19 protein-coding genes, 1 other RNA gene and 1 pseudogene are annotated in these 18,804 nt (G+C 36.2%); 6 read left to right on the forward strand and 15 right to left on the reverse strand.

What is annotated here, in order from left to right:
- Positions 1 to 79: 79 nt before the first annotated feature.
- The 6 genes and pseudogenes from K2F26_RS11985 to K2F26_RS12010 all read right to left on the reverse strand — a co-directional run bounded on the left by K2F26_RS11985 (position 80) and on the right by K2F26_RS12010 (position 7,157).
- Positions 80 to 478: pseudogene (locus K2F26_RS11985) on the reverse strand (ribosomal maturation YjgA family protein).
- A gap of 385 nt (positions 479 to 863) precedes the next feature.
- On the reverse strand, positions 864 to 2,405 hold the full coding sequence (gene murD, locus K2F26_RS11990) for a UDP-N-acetylmuramoyl-L-alanine--D-glutamate ligase (protein WP_220611660.1): 1,542 nt from the start codon (positions 2,403 to 2,405) through the stop codon (positions 864 to 866).
- A 91-nt stretch (positions 2,406 to 2,496) separates the two neighbouring features.
- The gene (glyS, locus tag K2F26_RS11995) at positions 2,497 to 4,680 is read right to left on the reverse strand and encodes a glycine--tRNA ligase subunit beta (RefSeq protein WP_220611661.1); all 2,184 of its coding nucleotides are present in this window, start codon (positions 4,678 to 4,680) and stop codon (positions 2,497 to 2,499) included.
- Positions 4,681 to 5,009: 329 nt separating this feature from the next.
- Positions 5,010 to 5,402 carry a hypothetical protein gene (locus K2F26_RS12000; protein ID WP_220611662.1) on the reverse strand — a complete coding sequence of 131 codons (393 nt, stop codon included), beginning with the start codon at positions 5,400 to 5,402 and terminating at the stop codon, positions 5,010 to 5,012.
- Positions 5,403 to 5,755: 353 nt separating this feature from the next.
- Complete coding sequence (locus K2F26_RS12005; protein WP_220611663.1) at positions 5,756 to 6,511, reverse strand: glycoside hydrolase family protein; 756 nt, start codon at positions 6,509 to 6,511, stop codon at positions 5,756 to 5,758.
- A gap of 106 nt (positions 6,512 to 6,617) precedes the next feature.
- Entirely contained in the window at positions 6,618 to 7,157 is a 540-nt protein-coding gene (locus K2F26_RS12010; protein WP_220611664.1) for a 2'-5' RNA ligase family protein, read from the reverse strand.
- Between the two features lie 296 nt (positions 7,158 to 7,453).
- Here K2F26_RS12010 and K2F26_RS12015 point away from each other — a divergent pair, with 296 nt between their 5' ends.
- The 5 genes from K2F26_RS12015 (at position 7,454) to queF (ending at position 9,373) form a co-directional block, all read left to right on the forward strand.
- Positions 7,454 to 7,720: a YciI family protein gene (locus tag K2F26_RS12015; protein ID WP_220611665.1), complete on the forward strand. Its 267-nt coding sequence runs from the start codon at positions 7,454 to 7,456 to the stop codon at positions 7,718 to 7,720.
- 37 nt (positions 7,721 to 7,757) lie between these two features.
- Positions 7,758 to 7,854: signal recognition particle sRNA small type (gene ffs, locus K2F26_RS12020), an RNA gene on the forward strand.
- Positions 7,855 to 7,879: 25 nt separating this feature from the next.
- Complete coding sequence (locus K2F26_RS12025) at positions 7,880 to 8,263, forward strand: phasin family protein (RefSeq protein ID WP_194053630.1); 384 nt, start codon at positions 7,880 to 7,882, stop codon at positions 8,261 to 8,263.
- 198 nt (positions 8,264 to 8,461) lie between these two features.
- On the forward strand, positions 8,462 to 8,869 hold the full coding sequence (locus K2F26_RS12030) for a hypothetical protein (RefSeq protein ID WP_220611666.1): 408 nt from the start codon (positions 8,462 to 8,464) through the stop codon (positions 8,867 to 8,869).
- 87 nt (positions 8,870 to 8,956) lie between these two features.
- Positions 8,957 to 9,373: a preQ(1) synthase gene (queF, locus tag K2F26_RS12035; protein ID WP_220611667.1), complete on the forward strand. Its 417-nt coding sequence runs from the start codon at positions 8,957 to 8,959 to the stop codon at positions 9,371 to 9,373.
- Positions 9,374 to 9,445: 72 nt separating this feature from the next.
- Here queF and K2F26_RS12040 read toward each other — a convergent pair whose 3' ends face one another.
- The 8 genes from K2F26_RS12040 to K2F26_RS25190 form a co-directional block, all read right to left on the reverse strand.
- The gene (locus K2F26_RS12040; protein ID WP_096572740.1) at positions 9,446 to 9,667 is read right to left on the reverse strand and encodes a type II toxin-antitoxin system HicB family antitoxin; all 222 of its coding nucleotides are present in this window, start codon (positions 9,665 to 9,667) and stop codon (positions 9,446 to 9,448) included.
- A gap of 7 nt (positions 9,668 to 9,674) precedes the next feature.
- Complete coding sequence (locus K2F26_RS12045; RefSeq protein ID WP_220611668.1) at positions 9,675 to 9,890, reverse strand: type II toxin-antitoxin system HicA family toxin; 216 nt, start codon at positions 9,888 to 9,890, stop codon at positions 9,675 to 9,677.
- A gap of 11 nt (positions 9,891 to 9,901) precedes the next feature.
- Positions 9,902 to 10,603, reverse strand: a complete 702-nt coding sequence (locus K2F26_RS12050; RefSeq protein WP_220611669.1) for a serine/threonine-protein kinase — start codon at positions 10,601 to 10,603, stop codon at positions 9,902 to 9,904.
- An 80-nt stretch (positions 10,604 to 10,683) separates the two neighbouring features.
- Entirely contained in the window at positions 10,684 to 12,057 is a 1,374-nt protein-coding gene (locus K2F26_RS12055) for a cytochrome c biogenesis protein (RefSeq protein WP_220611670.1), read from the reverse strand.
- A gap of 105 nt (positions 12,058 to 12,162) precedes the next feature.
- Complete coding sequence (locus K2F26_RS12060) at positions 12,163 to 12,903, reverse strand: cytochrome c biogenesis protein CcdA (protein ID WP_220611671.1); 741 nt, start codon at positions 12,901 to 12,903, stop codon at positions 12,163 to 12,165.
- Positions 12,904 to 13,359: 456 nt separating this feature from the next.
- On the reverse strand, positions 13,360 to 13,758 hold the full coding sequence (locus K2F26_RS12065; protein ID WP_194053622.1) for a type II toxin-antitoxin system VapC family toxin: 399 nt from the start codon (positions 13,756 to 13,758) through the stop codon (positions 13,360 to 13,362).
- A 4-nt stretch (positions 13,759 to 13,762) separates the two neighbouring features.
- The gene (locus K2F26_RS12070) at positions 13,763 to 14,059 is read right to left on the reverse strand and encodes a hypothetical protein (protein ID WP_220611672.1); all 297 of its coding nucleotides are present in this window, start codon (positions 14,057 to 14,059) and stop codon (positions 13,763 to 13,765) included.
- Positions 14,060 to 14,278: 219 nt separating this feature from the next.
- The gene (locus K2F26_RS25190) at positions 14,279 to 14,410 is read right to left on the reverse strand and encodes a hypothetical protein (RefSeq protein ID WP_302850057.1); all 132 of its coding nucleotides are present in this window, start codon (positions 14,408 to 14,410) and stop codon (positions 14,279 to 14,281) included.
- A gap of 251 nt (positions 14,411 to 14,661) precedes the next feature.
- Between K2F26_RS25190 and nifJ the strand changes: the two genes are divergently transcribed.
- Positions 14,662 to 18,276 carry a pyruvate:ferredoxin (flavodoxin) oxidoreductase gene (gene nifJ, locus K2F26_RS12075; RefSeq protein ID WP_220611673.1) on the forward strand — a complete coding sequence of 1,205 codons (3,615 nt, stop codon included), beginning with the start codon at positions 14,662 to 14,664 and terminating at the stop codon, positions 18,274 to 18,276.
- 38 nt (positions 18,277 to 18,314) lie between these two features.
- On the opposite strand, the gene K2F26_RS12080 is transcribed toward nifJ, so the two are convergent.
- Entirely contained in the window at positions 18,315 to 18,800 is a 486-nt protein-coding gene (locus K2F26_RS12080; RefSeq protein WP_220611674.1) for a PIN domain-containing protein, read from the reverse strand.
- Positions 18,801 to 18,804 lie beyond the last annotated feature (4 nt).

The raw sequence follows: 18,804 nt of genomic DNA on the forward strand, positions 1-18,804 counted from the left end.
GCAAAGACGCAAAGGAAGAAAGGAAGGGAAAGAAGTAATAAGAAAATTCTTGTGGGGTGGGCATCTTGCCCGCCATTTTTTACTTTTTATTTACCTGAATTAACAATTTTAATCCTAGCAATCCTAAACCACTACCAATAAAATAATAGGTAAAGTCTGCCCAATTAAATACGTTTCCTAATACCATTTTTCCCCACCAAAATGAAGGTAAATAATCTAAAAATGGGGGATGCCATAATTACAAGAATTTTATGAAACAAGTAATTGCTAATACCCATAATGGAATTTGCCAAACTGCGCGACGGGTGGGAATAAATAGAAAGGCCAATAAACACCAAAATATCACATAAAAAACACCTCCTACCTCTTGATTTAACCAAGAAACAGAATAACGGTATTTACTGTATAAAAGTCCTGTAATGAGAATAATGATTAAAGAAATAAAAGTGCGTAAACGAATAGTTTTCAGATTTTGCACGACTACTTAAAATTTTAATGAAACAATTGTCAATTGTCAATTATCAATTATCAATTGATAAAAAAGGCTTGGTTTTTTTACCAAACCTTGTTTTACAGAAGTGAAAGACTCTATTGAATTTAACCATTTATGAACTTGATAATTTATCTATCTTCAGAGTTAATTTATATTTTTTATCCATAGATGAATGGGGATGATCCTAAATGTGTACATTTATTTTTATTTTAACCGCAAAGGACGCAAAGTACGCAAAGGTAAGACTTTTTTAGAGAGTTTTTCGTTTTGTTCCGGTGATGTTTTTTAAATTGGGGTTTTTGGGATAAACGCAGATATTTTAATTAATTTTTTCTTTCATCTGCGTCTATCTGCGTGTATCTGCGTTAAATTATCCCTCCATCTTATCCACCCAATTTAAACACAACTCCCGGAAATGTTCACCCCTAATTTCAAAATTAGGATATTGATCAAAACTCGCACACGCAGGAGACAATAACACTACTGACGCTTGATATTTTTTCGCTAATTCTGCGGATCTGGGAATAGCTTGATCCATTGTTTCCACAATTTCAAAGTTATTATATCCCACTTCTTTTAATCTTTGAGAAAACGCATTTGCAGCACTACCAATGAGTAGAACAGCAGCAGCTTTATCTTGAATTTTCTTTAACCAAGCTGTATCATCCCCTGCTTTTGCTTCTCCACCAGCTATTAAAATTACAGGACTTTTTACCGATGCTAAACCAACTTCAGCCGCATCATAATTTGTGGCTTTGCTATCATTAATAAAGTCAATATTTTCCCATGTACAAATATGTTCTAAGCGATGGGGAACACCAGGAAATTCACTCACAGCGCGACAAATTGCTGCTATTTCTATTCCTGCTAATCTCGCTGCACCAACTGACATTAATAAATTTTGTTGGTTATGTTCTCCTACCATTCGCAAAGCAGAAACTTCGACAATTTTCTGAGGTTGAGAACTTGCAGATAATTTTTCTATTACCCAGCCATTTTCTATATAAAAGCCTTTTTCACCTATTAAGAAATCTGCCCCTTTTACACTTGTCCAATAAGCATTATCCCATTGATTTAAACCAATTTTGTTTAAATAAACATCATCACCGTTAAATATTTGCAACTGGGAATTTTTTAACAGTTTGGCTTTAATATTGTAGTAATTTTCTAATGTTTGATGACGGGCTAAATGATCTGGAGTAAAAGTTGTCCAAATACCAATTTTCGGTGCAAGAGTTACGGAAGATTCTATTTGATAACTACTTAATTCACCTATTACCCAATCTACAGAACTTTGGATTTTAGATTTTGGATTTTGGATTGCTTCTTGTGTATCTTCCTTACTTCTTTCTTCAACCAAATAAGACTCATTTACAATCTCTCTTAAACCCTTTCCCCTTCGTGTCCTTCGTGTTCTTCGTGGTTCGTTTTCTTCAATTTGCTTTTGATTTAAAGCCACCTCACAAGCAGCCAAACCAATATTACCACAGGCAGGAGCATTAAAACCGGCAGCTTGAAAAATGGCCGCAGTTAAAGCGGTGGTTGTGGTTTTCCCATTTGTACCAGTAATTGCTACCCAGGGAATATTTTGTAAATGTCTCCATGCGAGTTCCATTTCCCCAATGGTTTCTATTCCTAAATCTCGCGCTTTTAACAAGATAGGAATGTCCCAAGGTACACCAGGACTAACTACTATTAATTTAGGTAATTTGTTAGCTAAATTTAAACTTTCAAAATCTGGGGTGTGTCCTAATTTGACGGTAATTTGTTCTTTAGCAAGTTCTTGTTGTTGTTCCAGGAGGTTTGGGGAGGTATTGCGATCGCAAAGTTCCACCTCCCATCCTTCCTGTTTCAACAATCTTGCCGCAGCAACACCGGACTTTCCCAATCCTATCACAAGAGCTTCTGGCATAGACTGTGTAGCATCCCTGGTTAAGCTACCCTATACTAGCGTTAATTGGCAAAAATTACACCTGTTTTTGATTACTTTTGCTACAAATTTTTTACAAATTTTTCACAATTGCGCCAAAGTCAGCTAATACACGGCTATGATTTCGCAATAATCCCAGCAAATTTAACCGATTTCGCTTAATATTGGGGTCTGGGTCCATGACTAAAACGCTATCTTCTCCATCAAAAAATTTACTCACGGTGGGAGCAATTTTTTCTAGTGCTGCTATTAACAGTTGATAGTTGCGTGTTTGCTGTGCGGTTTGGGTTTGGGGTACTAATTCTACTAGGGCGTTATAAAATGCTGATTCCGATGATTTTTGGAATAATTCAGGATTTATTAATGTTTTTGGTTCTAATTGTTGGAAATCTAAATCACCTTGTGCAGCCAGTCTAGTAGAACGGTTAATGGTTTCATAGATTTTTTCTAATGTACCATCTTTGCGGATTTGTTGTAAATAAATTGCGCGATCGCGTACATCCAATAAATCCTGTAATGCGCGTTCTGTGTACTCTGGATCGTTTTCTCCCAATACCGCATTTACCAAGTCATAATCTATCTGTTTTTCTTCTTGTAATAAGGTGCGGATACGTTGCAGGAAAAATTCCCGTAATGTGGCGATTAAAGATTTTGCATCTTTATTAAATGTGGTTGCAAATTCTGTGGCTATTTGCTCTAATAGCTGGGATAAGTTAAGTTTTAATCCTCCCTTTAAAACTTGTCCATTTATAATTAAATTACTTGCCCAGATAATGTTAATTAATCCATTAGCAGCCCGACGTAATGCAAAAGGATCAGAAGAACCTGTAGGTATTAAACCTAATCCAAATATGCAAATTAATGTATCTAATCTGTCAGCCAAAGCTACAACTTGACCTGAAAGAGTAGAAGGTAAAATATCACCTGCTGCTGCTGGTAAATAATGTTCCATAATTGCCCTTGCAACTTCTGCATCTTCACCACTAGCTAAGGCGTATTTTTGACCCATAATTCCTTGTAATTCTGGGAACTCAAACACCATTTGAGTTACTAAATCTGCTTTGCACAATAAAGCTGCTCTTTGGATTTTTTGGTGCTGTTCTTCCTCTAAATGCAATTGATTACTGATTTTTTCTGCAATTTTAACAATGCGATCTACCTTGGCGCGGACAGAACCTAAATCCTCTTGAAATGTGACTGTTTCTAGTTGGGGTAAAAAGCTTTCTAAGGGTTTATCTCTATCAGATTCATAGAAAAATCTACCATCTGCTAACCTAGCACGAACTACTCTTTCATTACCAACAGCAATGATATCTGATTTTTCGGGGTTTCCGTTAGAAATAGTGATGAAATTTGGTAATAATTCTTGCTGATAACCATCTTTAAACACAGGAAAATATCGCTGATGAGTTACCATAACTTCTGTAATTACTTCTGTAGGTAACTCCAAAAACTCTTGTTCAAACTTGCCCACAACTGCGGATGGATATTCAACAAGATTGATGACTTCTTCTAATAAGTCAGGGTAAAATACTGTAGAGCCACCAGCATCTTTTGCTGCTTTCTTTACTTGTTCAACAATGATTTTTTCCCGTTCTTCTGGGGAAACGATCACATAACCAGAACGCAAGGTATTTACATATTCTGTAGCGTGGGAAATGGTGACAGGTTCGGGATGTAAAACGCGATGGGTTGGAGAAATGCGATCGCTTTTAACTATCTTCTCACCGTTCTGCAATTCTAAGGGTAAAACATCCCCATCTAATAAAGCAACTAACCAGCGAATAGGACGGGAAAACCTACCGTCACCACTTCCCCACCGCATCAACCGCTTTCCTTCCAAGTTCCAAACCCACTGGGGTACAAGTTCGGTTAAAATCTCCGCTACTGGTCGTCCTGGTGTCTTTTTATTCACAAAGACAAAATCACCTTTATCCGTAGAACGCACTTCTAAACCTGACAGTTCCACACCTTGTTTTTTAGCGAAACCTTCTGCTGCTTTGGTAGGTTGACCATCTTTAAATGCTGCTTGTGCAGGTGGTCCTTTAATTTCTTCTTCTTTGTCTGGTTGTTGAGATGGTAAACCGGTAATGAGAACTGCTAACCGTCGGGGAGTTCCAAAAACCTCCACCGTTTCCGCTTTGAGACTGTTAGTTTCCAGAGTTTGAGGAATACGCGATCGCCATTGTGCGATCGCACCACTCAGAAAGCTTGCGGGTAGTTCTTCTGTACCAACTTCTAATAAAAACGCAGTCATAAGTTCACTAATGTTGATCAGTCAATTCCATCAGTTTACCCTGTGATCAGGCTTCCAGATGCGATGGACAACAGATTTGACAAAATTTTTTGACTCTCAAAGTCTACACTCGATCTCATTAATAGTAATTCTTAGGTATATCAGAATTTATATACCAATTGAAACTTCTTAAAAATCAATGCTCTAAAGTGTACAAATACACCCTGTTTCTAAATTTTAACTATACTTATTTTTTAATTAAACCCTATATGATATAGTAATTTACTACTTACTACGCTTTTATTCTATTAAGGATGCAAATATAAGCTAGAGATATTTCCACAAATGTACTAAGAAGGTCGATTAAAGTTAATGTTGATTCCTCCACCTCCTGTGCCAAATTCAAATGTTTCATTTTCTGTATGTATAGCGGATCTGGAAATATTAAATCCGTCAATTTTTAAAATCCATAAAAATTTTTCTCCAAAGCTATTGCGATTAAATTCCTTAATTTCTTGATGGTAGCTAGTGCTAAATTTTGGGTTTTCTCGAGGGCTAGGATCGGATTGAACGGAAATTGATACTAAGCCTACAAAAGCAAAGTTCTGTAAAAAAGGTTTAGATTTAGTAGATAACTTTTTCTGATAAAACTTTACAAGTACATCTATATTACTGAAATCTATTTTATCTAAAGCATCTATTAAGTTTTCACTATTTTCCTGTTGATTATTTTGTTTATCCACGATTCTTGACTCCCTTCTTTAACTATCTTAACCTACTCATATAAAATACTCTCTTCCCGGTTTAAAATTACCTATATTCTTCTCTTCTTACTTCGTGTTCTTCGTGTCTTCATGGTTCATTTAATTGGTATTCTTCTTGTAGTAAGGTAGTAACAGTTTCTTCTCTCAAAGCTGCTTGTGGAGAATTACAAAGAATTTTAGCATTATTGGATAAGTTATAAATGCAAGCATTCAGCTATCAGGATTTTTGTAGGTTGGGTTAAGCGACAGCGTAACCCAACAAAATTCCGTAAGTTTTGGGTTTGTAAATGTTGGGTTTCGTTCCTCAACCCAACCTACATGATTTAATTTTTTTAAAGTACAGGAGTTAAAAACAATTTAGCCTCCGCTTCTCTCCTCCTTCTTAACCCTGCTTCCACCGGACTACCAGGGTTTCTGTATTTAACAAACGTCTCTTCAATTTCATCCCATTGTTTATTTTGCAGAACTCTAGTAATACTTTGAAAATTCTTTCCTCCATAAAAACTAGCACCTAAGTTATAACCAAAACTCAATAAAGCACCTTGTTGGTTAACATTCAACTCATTCCATACAGGAATTTTTTGCAAAGATGGTAAATATTTTTCCTCCAATTGCATCATTAACAATTCTTCCGCTTCTGCTTTCGTAATTGTTTCACCTAATTTCCACTCACTACCATCTTTTTTGCGAGTCGTTCCCCAACCAATAGTAATAGGTTTACCACCAGTTAACGGATCAGGATAAGCATTTAAATATAAACCTTCAAAATCTTTGATCAGTGCTACTCCTGGAAGTGGAAGTTTCCCAGAAGCACCACCATAAAGACCAGAATTTAACTTTGCCAGAGTCTTATTTAAAGCATTGTTTAAAGCATTTTGTGTACTTGTTCCCACAATACCATCAGCCTCAATTCCCTGTTGTTCTTGAAACTGTTTTATTGCTAATAAAGTCTTATTCCCAAAATCACCATCTATAGTACCAGGATTAAAGTTGAGAATCTTTAATATTTGTTGCAACTGCTCAACTTTTGCCCCTTCAGATCCTAGTTTCAGAATTTCATTAGAATTGAGAATTAATTCGGTTGTCATAAAGTTATACTGGGAGATAGTTGGAAAATCAACTTACTATTCCCTCATTATCCCCCAAAGGGTAGATATTTATGGTTACAAAAAGTTAAATATTTTTAAAGATTCATTACTGAAAAGAAAACTCTGATTTAACGTTCCACTGTCTGCCGTCATGGAGTAGCAAGGTAAGATGAGAGGCTGTAAATTCAAAATATACCTGACGTTCTTTAAAGTCATTCCATGCAGCAGGAAAATGATGTTTTTTTAAATCTCTCCTGGCTACGGTAAGATGAGGGGTAAAAGAGTGATTTTTCCCATCTTTACCGATGATTCCCAAACTACTTTCTATATCATTCATTAAATCTGATTGTAATTTTAAAATTGCTTGACTTTTTACTACATTTATGTATATAACACGAGGAGGAAAAGCCGCAAAACCATCAAGTGTAATGGGTAAGTAATTCTGCTTTTTGGCGAAAGTTTCCATAAAGGTTTCTAAAATTGATATTTCCTTTTTTTCCCACATAAAAGGAGGCTGTAGAGTGATATGTGGAGGGGAATTTTGAGCGCCCCGACTACCATAATTATTAACAAAATGTTGTTTAATTTCGTTAGCGTAATCTTGAATATGTTGGGGTGGAAGAATAGCAATAAAAAAACGATTCATAATTTTAGGAGTCAGGAGTCAGCAGTCAGCAGTCAGGAGGAAGTTAATAACCCAATTATCAATTATCAATTATCAATTATCAATTATCAATTATCAATTATCAATTATCAATTATCAATTATCAATTATCAATTATCAATTATCAATTATCAATTATCAATTATCAATTATCAATTATCAATTATCAATTATCAATTATCAATTATCAATTATCAATTATCAATTATCAATTATCAATTACCAATTACCAATTACCAATATGATAATTTAAGAAAAATCTAAACTACCTAATTATTATGCCTTGGTTTGTCAAAATTGAAGCAGGTTTAGTGGATAAGCCCACCTTTGATCAATATGTACCAGCCCATACAGCTTACGTCAAAGCATTGATAGATAAAGGACATAAAGCTAAAACGGGATATTGGGCGCAAAAAGGAGGGGGGATGATGTTGTTTGAGGCAACTTCAATGGATGAAGCGCAGTCCATCGTGGCTGCTGATCCCTTAGTAGTCAACGGTTGTGTGAGTTATCAACTTTACGAATGGAAAATTGTTGTGGAATGATGCACATTTTTAGAAATTTGATGTTATGATGATTTCAGACCTGGATCTATGCGATCTCAACGCCCAAACTTTGTCAGGACCGGAAGGTAGCAGCAATACGGGATGCTTGCGATAGGCGTAGTCTCCGGGTCGCCCTATTTTTAGGAGTGCTTTGCAGCAATGCCTGGTTTTGGAGATATTGTACAAAAAGCTTTTTACCTGGGTGTAGGCTTGGCTTCTTACGCAGGCGAAAAAGCAGGGGGGAAATTAGCGGAACTGCGATCGCAAGTCCAAAAACTGGCTGACGAAATGGTGGCCAAGGGCGAAATGAACACAGAAGAAGCTCGTCGTTTCGTAGAAGATATGATGAGACAAGCCCAACAGCACCAAACATCTGGTGAAACCACAGAAAAAACAGAAGCTTCTGAACCCCGTCGCATCGAAATAATAGGGGAAGATGAAGAACCGACTGTTAAACAAACTCCCAAAGAAAACGTGGATCACCTGCGTCAACAAGTGCTAGACCTGAAAAAACAGTTAGAACAGCTTAAACGCGATCAGTAAGAACTCAGTAAAAACTAATTTCTACCCTGAACCTCAGCAGGAGTTGTGATTGAAATGTTTAATTTGGGTTAATTTGGGGAATGACGCTAAAACTAAAACTGGTTGGATGTGCATTTATGACTATATTCCAGTTATGATCACACTGACAACCGAGAAACCGGAAGCGTCCTGTTTGTAGCCAGTAAGACAGTTAAGCTTATGGAACCGTGGCAAAAAGACTTAGTTGATATCATCGAAACTGTGGCTGATGAAGTCGAAAACTTCTTCCAAGGAATTAATGACATGGTAGATGCTTTTTTTGAGCTAACGGAAGAAATTACCTTCGAGGTACAGAATAACATTGCTGCGGAAATTGACCAGTATTTACAGGAATTAGCAGAACCGCTGATGGAAGCATACTGGGAACTGGAAGACGTGGTGACAGATGTAGATCCAGGTTTTCCATATCAGGTAGAAGCAACTGCTGAACAAAATCCCGCTTGTATAGGTTGCAACAATTATCATGGTCAAGCTTATGGTGGTAATTTGTTAGTTTGTGCAATGCACCCCCACGGTTGGGATGACGAAAATTGCCCAGACTGGGAAAAGAGCAACAGTGAATTTTAAGCGTGAAATTAGGTGTTGTAAATGTTAAATTATTATTAGTATTCATGAATCTCTGCATTTTTCTAGAATTTTTTCCCAAATCAGTTTATGAGTAATTCCTTGTCTGAAACAGTAACCACCGCAAAACCAGAAATGAAATATGGTGAACGTGAGATTGAAGAAGGAAAACTAATTACATTTCCCAATCCGCGTCCAGGTAGAGAATATAATATTGATATTACTTTACCCGAATTTACCTGTAAATGTCCCTTTTCCGGTTATCCTGACTTTGCGACTATTTACATTTCCTACGTACCGGATGAAAAGGTAGTAGAATTGAAAGCTTTAAAACTGTATATTAACAGTTACCGCGATCGCTATATTTCCCACGAAGAAACAGCAAATCAAATTTTAGATGATGTAGTTGCAGCTTGCGATCCTTTGAAAATGACAGTAAAAGCTGATTTTACTCCCCGTGGAAATGTGCATACAGTAGTAGAAGTAAAGCATAAAAAACGCAAATAACCAGTTATCTAATAAGTTATGTAGTGAGGACTTCAGTCCTCATTACATAATGTTTTGGAGATTTTTTTATCACTAACCAGCCATTTTATAAATATTAGGTTCAGGTAAAGATTCACCATCAGCTTCATAAGAAATTATTAAAGATTCTAGAGCTTCTTTACCATTAGCAACAGCTTCTTCATAAGTTTCTCCATGAGTGCGCCATTTTTGTCCAGGAAAATCAGGTAAACTAACTAAAAAACAATCATCTTCCTCTGACCATTGAATGATCATTTGATATCTTAATTTATCCATTGTCCCATTAATTTTGTTCATTTTCTTTGGCGTTAATAATTTCTATTGCTTCTAGAATTTCACTTTCTTGATATGGTTTAGCATCTTTACTATCCTTACCTGATATTGTAATTCTTCCAGGATATAATGGATGAGTCCAGTTAGTGTGACTTCCTTTACCTGGACGTTCTGTGAAACCTGCTTTTTTGAGCATTTTCTTTAATTCCCTAATTTTCTTAGGCATAATTAACCTGATTAATTTTTGAGAGACTTCTTACCCATTAACCTATTAATAAATGCCAAAATATGACCAGAAATAGACCTAATAAAACGGTAAGTTTTACGGACTTTATTTAACAAAGGATAAGGAACTCGTAACCGCAAAGTGTAAAAAATAGGCAAATATATCAAATAATAAGCTCTTTTGAGATCATCCCATTTTGAGCATTTTTCCTGTTGCAGAAAATCAGAAATATCCACCACCAAACCCCTACCCTCAAACATCATCACATTTTTACCATGTACATCATGGGGGTAAAGTCCGCGAGTGCGAGCATAGTCCAAAGCATAATCAATATCTTTAATTACCTTGGGAGGAATACGCAAACCTCGATGTAAACAGTCATAAAGAGTAACACCAAATAATCTTTTCAAAACCAACAAACCATCATGAGCATAAAAACACTCAGAAAAAGCAGGATGAGAACCAAGACGCTGGTAGACCTCCAATTCTTCCTCAAACCCAGGCCGACCAGGTGCGTACATTTTCACCACCACATCAGGATATTCAGGATGAACAACCACCGCTGCATAGTTTCCTGTACCCAACAACTCCCAGGGAGAGGGGATAGCGCGTACTTCTATCGGGTTGTGGGGATGGACACTTTCAATCACGAAATTGGGAATGAGTTCTTGGTGGATAATAGCAATTAGTGACTGTATTTTTGATTTATCCATAGGATATACGCACCTTAATTAGCGGTATCATACCTATAAAATACACCACTTAATTGCTATTGTTGCCCAAATTTAAAAAATTATTTTGTAGCTGGTTGAGTCAGTTGTTCTAAAATTCCCAGAACCTCTCTTTCAAAGGTAACTTGAGCGCGGTTAGTTTTACCACCAATATACAAAACATCACCTTTTTGCAAAGCCCAAATTTGGGAATGGGAAAAATAACTCATCACCACACCCAACATCAACAAAGCAAAACCACTATAAACAATAGGAATACCCGGATCATATTTAATTTGTAAACCCGTACTACCTACCACATCAACAACTTTCAAATTTACCCCATTTACAGGAATAGACATTCCTGAACGCACGGTATTAATTAGTTTTCCTTGACCATCATATATTAAAACCATGCCTTGTAAATCTTTAGCTAACAGGGAAACCCCTTCACTTAAATCTGGTTTTGTAGGTATCCAAGTACCCCAAAGTCTACCTTTACCTTTAGTATCTAACAACGCCATTGGTAATTGGAAAATGGGACTATTATTGAGTTTAACTCTCACGCTGGAAATACCCCAATCAGTTTGATAAAAAACCACACCATGATAACGCAAAGGTTTATTCACATAAATCTTTTCATGATCTATTTCTTTACCTTCATTATCCACAACAGATAAATCAGAATAAAATTGATCAATACCTCCTTTTGCAGTATAATCAATCCAAAATCTATTAACTTTTACTGACCAATCTTTTAATACATCTTGAGAAGACCAAGCACCCGCATCAATGATATTTTTTACCTGGAAAGTATCACCAGAAGCAATCATTTCTTGAGCCATAAAACCCGTCATTGCTCCCCAAATACCCCCCAGTAAAATCATCACAATACCGATATGTACAATAATCGGTCCAATGCGTCCGATGATACCTTTGCGAGCATAGAGAATATCATTTTTTTCTGATGATTGAAAGATTTTATAACGGTTTTTTGTTAAAATTGGAGTGATGGAATTTAAAGCAACATCATTTAATTCTGCACTCAAAGCTAACTTTTTAAACTTCTTCGGATCATCATAATATTGCCATTTTTGGGCAGCTTTTAAAGCTGGTAACTGACGGGTAAAAGTACAAGCAGTTAAACTCGTACCAAATAACACTAATAAAGCCAAAAACCACCAAGTACGATAAACATGATCCAAACCCACAACTTGAATAACTTTCCAAGTCAAAAAACCAAATAAAGCGGGATGTTCAGGGTAATTTGCTTGGTAAAAAGCGGGTGTTTGTCCTTGTTCAATTACCGTACCACTGATACTAAAAAGGGCAATAATTAATAACAAAATAATTGCTAACCTTAAATCAGTAATAACAGGTAAAATTTCCCGTTTCAAAAAGCGAACCGGAACAGAAAACAAATTAAATTCTTTGGATGTCGAATTATCTACAGTCATGGTTTACAAACGTAATAAATTCCTGGTGAAGATGAGGCAATTTTTTTGATTTCTGAATTCTTTCTCTCTTCTTTGTGTACTTTGCATACTTTGCGGTTTATCACTTTATAAACTACCAAGGGGAAGACGAGAAAGTAAAGAAAACACCCCGAAACCCACTAACAAAGCACCGCTAACCGGGTTGATCCAACCAGACCAACGACGCAATTCTAGCAGTTTTTTAATTGTTGCAGTAAACGTACCTGCTAAAATTAAAGGTGTCACATATCCCGCAGTATAAGCAAGTAGTAAAACTGCACCTAAAAGCAAATCTTGAGTATTAGCAACCCAACCTAATAAACTGGCTAAAACTGGTGTGCTACACGGGGAAGCAACTAACCCGAATGTTAAACCAATAGAGTAGGAACGAATACCAGGAGGTAAATCATTAGATATCCAATTTGTTTCACCTAAAGATGGAAATTGTAAAGGTAAGGCTTCTAATAAATTCAACCCCATAATAATAGCGAGAATGCTAACAATAATTGGTAGACCAATTCCTACTTGACCGTAGACTTTTCCTACCAAACCTGCTATAATTCCTAAACCTGCTAATGTAGTAGCTAATCCTAATGCAAACCAGGTTGATTGTGCAGCAGCTTGTAATCTACTTTTTGCTTCATAACCGCCAATATAACCAATAGTAATTGGCAGCATTGATAGCATACACGGTGTTAAACTTGTCAGTAAACCAGCAGCGAAAATAATAGCGATACTGATAACGCTAAGGTGAGTGAGTTGGTTAGTAACCAGGGTGTTGGCAAATTGTTCGATTTGATAAATTTGGGTTTGCAGATTCTCCAGCATGGGTATATTTTCAATAGAAAGAGTGACTCTGTTTGTATTTTAGCTTATTCGGTTTTTTGTTTCTCCCTGATTTTGAATGTGGTAAAAAATAGCTGTAATTTAGTTTTTTTGCTGAATGATAATTTTTTTAAATCTATTTTTTGGGAAAAAAGTTGCGACTGGCACTTTTTCGCAATAATCAGGGGCTTATTGAGAATACTATTGAGAATGGTGTCAATAACTCACGAATTTTCAAGGTTTGGGGATTGATTATTTTGTTGTTTTGTGTTTATAATAATTTCATGTATGATCCAAGGGGTTTTTATAAGTTATGTTTGACGTAGTATCTCTGAGTTTACGTTACCAGTCTGGAGACTGGGAAGGAGTAATAGAAAAAACTAACCACAGAGTTGCAGAGGTAGAACCTCTGGGTTTGCATTCCCAGTCTGGAGACTGGGAACGAGTCATTACTGATTTCTATAACCAATTTTCTAATTTTAAACCTGTGATTCTTGATAAATCGGAATCATGGGAAACTAAGGTTAAATCGTGAATTATTGCGGTAGCGGCTATAAATATATCTGCATCTTGAATTGGTAAACCTCTTTGTTTTAAGTCAGCATAAATTTCTGATGCTTTTTTGAAAATTGCCATATCATCTAATAGCAATATCGTGTATTCATGGGATAACTTCTCGAAATCAATTAACTTTCTCGTAGCGTTTATAGCTAAAAGACCTCTTTGAATTTCATAATAAGTCATCCCACTAATAAAAAGTTTTTGCTGGTGACGAGTAGCAATTTCTAGCTTGGTAGTTATTTTTGGATTACGCTTGATAATTGCTGTAACAATGTTGGTATCTAGTAGATATGCCATTGAATTATTTCCGTTTCACCGCTTCATCAAATATTGCCATTTCTTCAGGTGTTAGATCATCTAATAAACCTGCCATTGCGTGTAGTGCTAAAATTTTATTAATTCTTTGTGATAAGTCATCATCAGCTATGGTTTCTACGTCATCTCCTGAATTTGGTTTAGTAAAAATTTCCAACATTTTTTCAATCATCTGTTCTCGTTCTAATCTTTCTTGATACACACTATTATTAGCAATCAGATTTTTCACAATTGCAGAAATTCGTTGATAGGTTGTTTGTTCTTTAATAGATGTGTTGTTCATGTTTTCACCTCTTTTTTTAGGATAGATACTATTTTAGCATATAAAATAAAAATATATACATACCCAGATACCCAATAAATATCTAGGTTGAAATTATTCGTTTGACAACTGGGAAGGATGGAAAACGAACCACAGAGTCACAGAGAACACAGAGGTAGAACCTCTAGGTTTACATTCCCAGTCTGGAGACTGGGAACAAGTGAGGCATTTTCCTGTTTATCAAATATCTTCCCAGTTAATAGTCATCATCATTTCTTTGTTAATATCTTTTTTTAAAATATCCTGCACCCCCACCCCTTGAAAATCAGAAAACTTTAACAAATCAAACCTTTCCCATCTTGAGTACAGCATTAATATAAAAATAGATATTATATTAACCACCTGCTACAATAATTAATAATTCGTAATTCGTAATTACAGTCAAACTTATATTATTAAAAACTCTCCTGACTCTCTCTGCGCCTCTGCGCCTCTGCGTGAGCTTTAAAAAAGTAGAAAAAATTACAAAATTACTTCCTGAGTTTAGCAAGTTTTCAATCTTATATTTTAGGACGATCTGCGTAAATTGAAAATAACCACAACAGACACAGGAAGAAAAAATCATGGCTAAATTAGCTAAACAATTTGCCGCAATTGATGGTAATGAAGCAGTTGCGCGTGTAGCTTACAAATTAAATGAAGTAATTGCAATTTATCCCATCACACCATCATCAAATATGGGTGAATGGGCGGATGCTTGGATGGCAGAAAATAAACCTAATTTATGGGGTACAATTCCTAATGTCACCCAGATGCAAAGTGAAGGTGGTGCTGCTGCTGCGGTGCATGGTGCATTACAAACAGGTGCTTTAAGTACAACTTTCACCGCTTCCCAAGGTTTGTTATTAATGATTCCCAATTTGTTTAAAATTGCGGGAGAATTAACTAGTTTTGTCCTTCATGTTTCCGCACGTTCTTTAGCTACCCACGCTTTATCTATTTTCGGTGATCATAGTGATGTGATGGCAGCTAGAAGCACAGGTTTTGCATTTTTATGTTCTGCTTCTGTACAGGAAAGTCATGATTTTGCGCTCATTTCTCAAGCTGCAACTTTAGAAACTAGAGTACCTTTTATGCACTTTTTTGATGGGTTTAGAACTTCCCATGAAGTGCAAAAAATTGAGTTATTATCTGATGATGTTTTACGGGAATTAATACCTTTAGAATTAGTTTCTGCACATCGTCAACGCTGTTTAACTCCCGATAAACCAGTGTTAAGAGGAACTGCACAAAACCCGGATGTTTATTTTCAATCCCGTGAAGGTGCAAACCCTTTTTATAATGCTTGTCCTGATATTGTGCAACGTATTATGGATAAGTTTGGAGAACAAACAGGACGATATTATAAATTATTTGAATATCATGGACATCCCAAAGCGGATCGGGTAATTATTCTCATGGGTTCTGGTTGTGAAACTGTCCATGAAACTGTAGATTATCTGAATAATAAAGGTGAAAAAGTGGGAGTTATTAAAGTTCGACTTTTTCAACCTTTTGATGTGGGTAGATTTATTGAATCTTTACCTAATAGTGTCAAGTCTATTGCGGTTTTGGATAGAACTAAAGAACCAGGAAGCGCAGGTGAACCTTTATATTTAGAAGTAGTCACCGCTATCCATGAAGGATGGAAAAAAACCACATTCCCGAAAATTGTGGGGGGTAGATATGGGTTATCTTCTAAAGAGTTTACCCCTACAATGGTAAAAGCGGTTTTTGATAATCTTGGGAAATCAAAACCCAAGAATCATTTTACTATTGGGATTAATGATGATGTCACTTTTACTTCTTTGAATTTTGATCCTGAGTTTTCCACAGAACCAGATAGCGTTGTGCGTGCAATGTTTTATGGTTTGGGTTCTGATGGTACGGTAGGTGCAAATAAGAACTCTATTAAAATTATTGGAGAAGGTACAGAAAATAATGCTCAAGGTTATTTTGTGTATGATTCTAAAAAGTCTGGTTCAATGACGGTTTCTCATTTACGGTTTGGTGCTGAGAAAATTCGCTCAACTTATCTGATCAACCAAGCTAATTTTATCGGTTGTCATCATTGGGGTTTTCTGGAGACAATTGATATCTTAAAAAATGCTGCCACTGGAGCGACATTTTTATTAAATAGTCCCTATCCTGCGAAGGAAGTTTGGAAAAATTTACCTGTAAAGGTGCAACAGCAAATTATTGATAAAGACCTGAAAGTTTATGCTATTAATGCTAGTCAGGTGGCGAAAAATAGCGGGATGGGAAGAAGAATTAACACTATTATGCAAGTGTGTTTCTTCAAATTAGCGGGGGTATTGCCAGAAAAAGAGGCGATCGCTAAAATTAAACAAGCGATTGAAAAAACCTATGGTAAAAAAGGTGCAGATGTTGTCAACATGAATTTAAAAGCTGTTGATAACACCTTAGAAAATCTCCACGCAATCAAAATTCCTGCTACAACAAGTAGTAAGAAAAATCAGCAATCACCAATTACCAATTACCAATTACCAATTACCAAACCAGAATTTGTAGATAAAGTTTTGGGTAAAATTATGGTTTGGGAAGGTGACGACTTACCTGTAAGTGCTTTACCCCCAGATGGAACTTTCCCCACTGCAACCGCAAAATGGGAAAAACGCAACGTTGCGGAAGAAATTCCGGTTTGGGATGAGGATGTCTGCGTTCAATGTGGTAAATGTGTGATGGTTTGTCCTCATGCAACTATCCGCGCTAAGGTTTATGAAGCGGATAAATTAGCAAATGCACCTGCAAGTTTTAAGTCAGCAAATGCAAAAGATAAAAGTTTTGCAGGTCAAAAATTTACTATCCAAGTTGCACCGGAAGACTGTACAGGTTGCAGTATTTGTGTGGATGTTTGTCCTGCGAAAAATAAAGCAGAACCCACCAAAAAAGCTATCAACATGAGTCCGCAGTTACCCCTGAGAGAACAGGAAAGAGAAAACTGGGATTTCTTTTTAAGTTTACCAAATCCCGATCGCAGAAAGTTGAAATTAAATCAAATTCGTCAACAACAACTGCAAGAACCATTGTTTGAATTTTCCGGTGCTTGTGCAGGATGTGGAGAAACACCATATCTTAAATTATTAACACAATTATTTGGCGATCGCTCACTCATTGCTAATGCTACAGGTTGTTCTTCTATTTATGGTGGAAACCTCCCCACAACTCCCTGGACTCAAAACGCAGAAGGAAGGGGTCCAGCATGGTCTAATAGTTTATTTGAAGATAACGCCGAATTTGGTTTTGGTTATCGTTTATCTATTGATAAACAAGCAGAATTTGCAGCCGAATTATTGCAACAATTAAGTAGTGAAGTTGGGGATAAATTAGTTAATGATATCCTCAAAAATGCCCAAAAAACTGAAGCAGATATTTGGGAACAACGGGAAAATGTTGCAGTTCTCAAACAAAAACTTGATGAAATTACGAACGCAGATGCACACAGATGTACGCAGATAGAAGAAAAAAATATCCGCGTTAATCAGCGTTTATCTGCGGTTGAAAATCTAAAATCCCTCGCTGATTATTTAGTCAAGAAAAGTGTGTGGATAGTAGGTGGTGATGGTTGGGCTTATGACATTGACTTTCATGGAATTGATCATGTTTTAGCCAGTGGTAAAAATGTCAATATCTTGGTTATGGATACAGAAGTTTATTCTAACACAGGTGGTCAATCTTCTAAAGCAACTCCTACTGCTGCTGTGGCTAAATTTGCAGCTAGTGGTAAACCCGCAGCGAAGAAAGATTTAGGTTTAATGGCCATGACTTACGGTAATGTTTATGTGGCCAGTGTCGCTTTAGGTGCGAAGGATGAACACACATTAAAAGTATTCTTAGAAGCGGAAGCTTTTGATGGTCCATCCTTAATTATTGCCTACAGTCATTGTATTGCTCATGGGATTGATATGACCACTGGTTTACAACAACAAAAAGCCTTAGTTGACTCCGGTAGATGGTTGTTATATCGTTATAATCCTGCATTGCAAGAACAGGGTAAAAATCCTCTACAATTAGATATGAAAGCACCTTCTGAGTCGGTAGAAAAATCCATGTATCAGGAGAACCGGTTTAAGATGTTGATTAAGAGTAAACCGGAAATTGCTAAACAATTGTTAGCGCAAGCGCAAGCGGAAGTTGATGCACGTTGGGAGATGTATCAATATTTGGCTAATAGGTAATTGGTAATTGGTAATGGGTTTTTACCTGTTACCTATTATCATTCTCCAACAATGGATAAAACACGATTATATAGAGAGGGATTAACCCAAAATTTAGCTATATTAATTAAATCATCGAGAATGGGTTTAACTAATGGAATTAATTGCTGACGTTTTGCCTCAATTAAAATTCCTAAAATACCTGTTATTTTCAAGTTATGTTCTATTGCTGTTTGTCTACCTAATTGTTCATCTATAATTAGCCAATCTGCATTTAATTCTAATGCTAAAGCTATTGCTGAAGCTTCTCCAGCATCTAATTTATTTCTCAAAGATTGTACTAAATTTAAATTCTTAACAGGTTTAACAATAATCCAGTCATAAGTTTTTACTTCCTTTGCTCCTGGTATTGAGTCTCCCCACTGGGTTAATTCTTGAAAAACTTCTGCTGGTATAATAATCTCGCCATAAAGTTGCTGTAATAAGTGAATTTTGCCTACAGCAGATAAATTCGTAATAGGTGAAGTGTTACTAACAACGATCATAAAT

Source organism: Sphaerospermopsis torques-reginae ITEP-024 (assembly GCF_019598945.1).
In the GTDB taxonomy this organism is placed as follows: domain Bacteria; phylum Cyanobacteriota; class Cyanobacteriia; order Cyanobacteriales; family Nostocaceae; genus Sphaerospermopsis.

Excerpts from the sequence above, each read along its gene's own strand:
- murD (WP_220611660.1), bottom strand. The coding sequence starts at position 2,405 with ATGCCAGAAGCTCTTGTGATAGGATTGGGAAAGTCCGGTGTTGCTGCG.
- glyS (WP_220611661.1), bottom strand. The coding sequence starts at position 4,680 with ATGACTGCGTTTTTATTAGAAGTTGGTACAGAAGAACTACCCGCAAGC.
- K2F26_RS12005 (WP_220611663.1), bottom strand. The coding sequence starts at position 6,511 with ATGACAACCGAATTAATTCTCAATTCTAATGAAATTCTGAAACTAGGA.
- K2F26_RS12010 (WP_220611664.1), bottom strand. The coding sequence starts at position 7,157 with ATGAATCGTTTTTTTATTGCTATTCTTCCACCCCAACATATTCAAGAT.
- K2F26_RS12015 (WP_220611665.1), top strand. The coding sequence starts at position 7,454 with ATGCCTTGGTTTGTCAAAATTGAAGCAGGTTTAGTGGATAAGCCCACC.
- K2F26_RS12025 (WP_194053630.1), top strand. The coding sequence starts at position 7,880 with ATGCCTGGTTTTGGAGATATTGTACAAAAAGCTTTTTACCTGGGTGTA.
- K2F26_RS12030 (WP_220611666.1), top strand. The coding sequence starts at position 8,462 with ATGGAACCGTGGCAAAAAGACTTAGTTGATATCATCGAAACTGTGGCT.
- queF (WP_220611667.1), top strand. The coding sequence starts at position 8,957 with ATGAGTAATTCCTTGTCTGAAACAGTAACCACCGCAAAACCAGAAATG.
- K2F26_RS12040 (WP_096572740.1), bottom strand. The coding sequence starts at position 9,667 with ATGGATAAATTAAGATATCAAATGATCATTCAATGGTCAGAGGAAGAT.
- K2F26_RS12045 (WP_220611668.1), bottom strand. The coding sequence starts at position 9,890 with ATGCCTAAGAAAATTAGGGAATTAAAGAAAATGCTCAAAAAAGCAGGT.
- K2F26_RS12050 (WP_220611669.1), bottom strand. The coding sequence starts at position 10,603 with ATGGATAAATCAAAAATACAGTCACTAATTGCTATTATCCACCAAGAA.
- K2F26_RS12055 (WP_220611670.1), bottom strand. The coding sequence starts at position 12,057 with ATGACTGTAGATAATTCGACATCCAAAGAATTTAATTTGTTTTCTGTT.
- K2F26_RS12060 (WP_220611671.1), bottom strand. The coding sequence starts at position 12,903 with ATGCTGGAGAATCTGCAAACCCAAATTTATCAAATCGAACAATTTGCC.
- K2F26_RS12065 (WP_194053622.1), bottom strand. The coding sequence starts at position 13,758 with ATGGCATATCTACTAGATACCAACATTGTTACAGCAATTATCAAGCGT.
- K2F26_RS12070 (WP_220611672.1), bottom strand. The coding sequence starts at position 14,059 with ATGAACAACACATCTATTAAAGAACAAACAACCTATCAACGAATTTCT.
- K2F26_RS25190 (WP_302850057.1), bottom strand. The coding sequence starts at position 14,410 with ATGCTGTACTCAAGATGGGAAAGGTTTGATTTGTTAAAGTTTTCTGAT.
- nifJ (WP_220611673.1), top strand. The coding sequence starts at position 14,662 with ATGGCTAAATTAGCTAAACAATTTGCCGCAATTGATGGTAATGAAGCA.
- K2F26_RS12080 (WP_220611674.1), bottom strand. The coding sequence starts at position 18,800 with ATGATCGTTGTTAGTAACACTTCACCTATTACGAATTTATCTGCTGTA.